The organism is Desulfobotulus sapovorans DSM 2055 (genome assembly GCF_059569355.1).
Genome location: NZ_JCANVJ010000054.1, coordinates 1 through 4,793, shown reverse-complemented (window position 1 = coordinate 4,793; position 4,793 = coordinate 1). Strand labels below are relative to the sequence as shown.

Genomic DNA, 4,793 nt, shown 5'->3' with positions numbered 1-4,793 from the left:
CTTCCGGTCAGAAGCAGGTTGCTTGCCGCAGTGTCATTGCCCACTGTAAGGATGCTGGTTCCGCTGACCCTGATCGTGTGGCGCAGGTCAGCGTTGCCAAGACTGTTCAGAACCAGATCACCCGTGATGTCAAACGCCTCATCCTCACCGGTTATCAGACTTGTTGTACCCGCAACATTCAGAGTCGCGCTGCTGCCACCGCTATAGGCCCCTGTGAGTGCAAGATCACCACCCACCATAAGATCGCTGGTACCACCCACGGTGAAGGTACCGTCAAGGGTAGTCGAACCTGCGCTGTCCAGATCCAGAAGACCGCCCACAGTCACGGTTGTATCCTGAATGTGGATCTCCCCCGAAGCCTCCAGCTTCATCCTGCCGGAACCACTGTCCATGGCAGCCGTGGAAAGGATATCGCCTCCATTCAAGGTGGTCAGGACAACCTGTCCTGAACCACTGGCCGTCAGAACCTTAGCGTTCCCATCCCCATCTTCCAGGGTCAGCGATCCGCCTGCCTCCAGTACAATGTCCCCATCCTGATCTGAAACGACATCACTCTGAGCTCCAGAAATATTCTGCGTACTGCCATCCTGAAGAACCTCAGACACCGCAACACTGACGCCACTCAGGGTCAGCGTATCCATCTCTCTGACGTAAATGCCCTTAGCACCTTCACCGGAAGACAGGGCCGTCAGAACAGCCACTTCCGTACCAAGGAAGGCATCCGCAGCCCCAATGGCCTGCCCCGCCCGCAACAGCAGGCCTTCAGCCTCTGCATTGGTTCCCGTATGACTGCGCGTAATGGATCCCGCAGCAGCCAGCAGAGCCACCTGAGAGGCTTTCACCCGGCTCAGCTGAATATCCATGGCCGCATCCAGACGAAGATGGTTATCTTTTGCCTCGATCCTTGCCTCTTCCTCCAGCAGAATACTGCCCCCACGGGCCTGCATATAAATGGAGCCCTGGCTTGTCACCTCCACGCCACTCTGTGCAATATCTTCAGCCGCTTTCAGAGTGATGTGGCCGGAAGTGCTGGTCACTGCGGCAGCAAGGCTCAGATCACTGTCTGTACCCTTGGCGTCCAGCAGAATGTTGCCCAGACCATGGGCCGTAACCGCCGCATTGACATCAAGACTGCCATCCGCAACCAGCACAATGGAGCCATTGGCAGCTGTGATCACACCGGTCTGGCTGGAAGCCCGGGGACTTAACCCGGCATCGCTTCCCACATGCTGCACCAGAGTTTCCACCGTATCCATGCGTACATCTTTCCGGATATCCAGATAAATCCCGCCACTTCCTGCGGCTGCGGTTAGAACATCCACCCGGATTTCAAGAAGATTGTCCGCCGTACCCACACCATGGCCCGTCTTCAGAAGAAGTCCGGCTGCCGTAATATCCAGCTCTGTGTCGCCTGCGGTATCTCCATCCAGGATACTGCCCAGGGTGGCTTCCAGACGAATGTTGCCACCACCCGCATCCAGGGTTTCAAGGGTGAGGTTTCCTGTTCTGGCCAGCAAGTCCATATGTCCGTTCACGGTAGAAAGAAGGGCATTCTCTTCCATGAGGATATGGCGTTCTGCCAGATAGCTTATGGTCATGGCCTCTGTCTTAGCCATGACATCCGCCTGCTGACGGATATCCCTTCCCGCATCGAGAGTGATATGACCGCCCGTGCTGATAACATCTCCCTCCACAAGCACATCGTATGCACCTGTTCCTGTGGCAAGACGGATATGGCCTGCGGCTCCAATGGCCCTACCATTCCCGTTTCCATCAGCAAGGGTGAGATTCCCGGCCGTGCTGATCAGCACCACATGCCCGGCGCTGAGAATATCCGACTGTGCAGGATCCAGCCGTTCAGAGCCCGTGATACTGCCATCAGATTTCACGCCATTCACAGAAATGGCTGCCGTCTGCCCGAGAATCAGGGCTGTGGCATCTGTCAGGAAAAGACCTTCCGTACCGACATGGGCACTGAAGCGCCGCACTTCCAGCTCCAGGTGATTATCCGTCTCACCGAGACCCCCCTGTGCCGCAGCCAGACGCAGATCATTGGCAAAAAGGTTCATCTCATCAGAGGTCGCATCCAGAACGGAACCTTCAGAAGAAACCAGGCTCACGGAACCCCAGTTGATCTGATCCACAACCGTACCGCCTGTCCGGCCACTCAGGGTTCTTGCATCCAGGAGGGCTACAACCATATTTTCCCTTGCCGCCATACGGATATTGCCGCCAAGGGTTTCCACCCGTGTACCTTCCGCCATAAAGAGACCGGCATCTGTGGATGCCATGTCCACCGTTCCTGTCGTGGTAAGGACATTCCCTCCTGATGCAAGGTGAAGTGCCCCACCGGACTGAAGGGAAATGCTGCCAGCACCGCCATCCACCAGAGCCGCAAGCCTCAGCTCATTGCCCGCCTGAAGTCGCAGGTGCCCTGTCCCTCCAGCCCGCACAAGATGGGTCACATCCAGTGAACCTGCGACAGAAAGAACAAGGCTTCCGTTATTGATACTGCTGACACCACTGAGCCCATCGGTATCTGCCACCGGCCTTGTCGTCAGACCATCGGTGTTCACACGGTTCACCGTAACGGCATCCACAGCTCCCGCCACAAGGTCATTCTGCTCAGAAAGGAAAATCCCTCCCGGGCCGCCACTCAGAGCCACAGTCGTGACCCGTGTATCCAGTGCCTTGCTTCCCGTACCGATACCCTGCCCTGCCTGAATCCGCAGGCCGGAAGCTTCCACGTCCATATAGGTGTCACCCGCATCCAGAACGGAACCTCCCGTACTGGTCATGGAGACAGAGCCTTCCGTTCTGATCCCGCCAATATGCATATTCTGGGCGGCTGTCAGACGAACAGCCCCGCTTCCAGTGGCGATCAGACTGGTGTCATGCTGGGTGATGGCTCCTTCACGGGTTTCAATGTCAAGGGTAGCGCTTCCTGCGCTGATGACATCCGCATCCGCAGCAAAGCTGATGAGATTCCCTGCAATGATGGAAATATGCCCACTGCCGCTGAGGATATCGGCATTGACTCCTGCCAGCACGCGGTCGCCCGCTTCGATCAGGAGATTCCCTGTTCCATGGGCAAAAAGGGCACCATCGTTGGCCGCAGCCGTACCATCTTCAAGACTGATGGATCCCGCATCGCTGTGCAGTACGATACTGCCATTGTCACGGGTACGGATATCGGACTGTTTTGCATCCATGAGACTCACCAGAGCTGTCCCGTCTGTGGCCACCGCCTGTACCACAACGGCTTCCACATCCCTGACCGCCAGACCATCGGACTCTTTCAGGTTCACACCACCTGATCCTGCCCGCGCACTGACTGCGGCGACACGGGTTTCAAGGGCATTGGCATCTGGCCCAAGTGTTCCGATGCCAAGACCCGCCCACAGCCGCAGTTCCGAAGCTATAATATCCACATGGGTATCACCATTATCCAGAATAGAACCCGATGTTGCCGTGATGGATACATCGCCTCCGGTCTCAATACCTGCAATCCGGATATTCCCGCTGGCCAGGAGGCGAATATCGCCACTGCCTGTCGCCCCTGTGCTGATCCGGCTCCCATCCGCCATGGTGAGAGTACCATTTTTCGCATTCACAAAGAGGGTGCCACTGTTGCCCGTTTCGGTAATGAGCAGGCCGCCTGTTCTTTCAAGATAAACAGAACCCGTTGCTATGAGGTTGATATGCCCCCGACTGCTTGTCACATTCCCATGTACGATAAGATCACTGGCGTCTCCCAGAGCTTCCACCAGCACATTACCGCTGCCATGGGCGCTGATGGACGCTCCATTGCCATCCCCGTCCTGAAGCGTGATATCCCCGGCAAGGGTTCTCAGAACAATATTGCCATTACCGCCATGGGTGGTGAGATCCGACTGACCGCTACCATCAAAACTTGTCGCAGTACCCTCTTCACCAACACGCTGAACGGTAACGATAACTTGCTCTACAGAAAGAGTATCCGACTCCAGAATAAACATACTTCCTGAAACTGTTTTAGCGGAAAGGCTTGCCACCGTGGTTTCCAGATGGTCTGCGGCACTGGCAATGCTGCCGCCACTGAACATGCGCAGTCCGGAAGATGTGATGTCCGTCCCATCCCCGTTCCCATCCACGATGTTGCCCGTATCCGCATGCAGGCCCACATTCTTCTGGGTGAAAATCAGCCCGCCAAGATGGATATGGGTTTTTGCCCACAGCCTGATATCGCCGGATTCCGCCGTAAGATTGCTGACAGCAATGGCATCCCCGGGATCCGCATCCACACCATTCATACGGATCTCATGGGTTTGGGCCCAGAGGTCAATACTGCCCGAGCCACCTGTGCTGACATCGGCATCGCTGTTGAGGCCAATGGCCCGTCCTGCCGCAAGACTGATGCTGCCCGTGCTGGAAAGCACATCCGCATTCAACACAAGATTGCTGGCATTGCCGCCTGCACGAATCAGGATATTGCCGCTGCCGTGGGCAGAAAGAGCGGTATCGTCCGCATCTGCTGTGCCGTCGTTAAGGGTGATGTCCCCTGCCGTGGTCCGGATCACGATGTTCCCGTTCCCTGCGGTGGTGCGGACATCGGACTGCATGGCGTCGGTTACCCGCTCACCGGTCGCGGATACAGACTGGCCCTCCACCGCTGCCGCCGTGCCGAGCGTACCCACCTTGCTGACCGATACTTCCACATCATCAATCACAAGAGCATCGCTCTCCAGAACATGGATACCGCCGGAAGTCGCACGGGCCGTGAGGGTGGTCACCGTGGTCTCAATGTGATCAGC

General features: G+C 56.8%; 1 protein-coding gene. It reads right to left on the bottom strand.

Annotated features, from left to right (window positions below; all coding sequences use genetic code 11):
• Positions 1–4,793: beta strand repeat-containing protein (locus BR04_RS17400; protein WP_496357296.1), on the bottom strand; the 4,793-nt coding region annotated here is incomplete at both ends.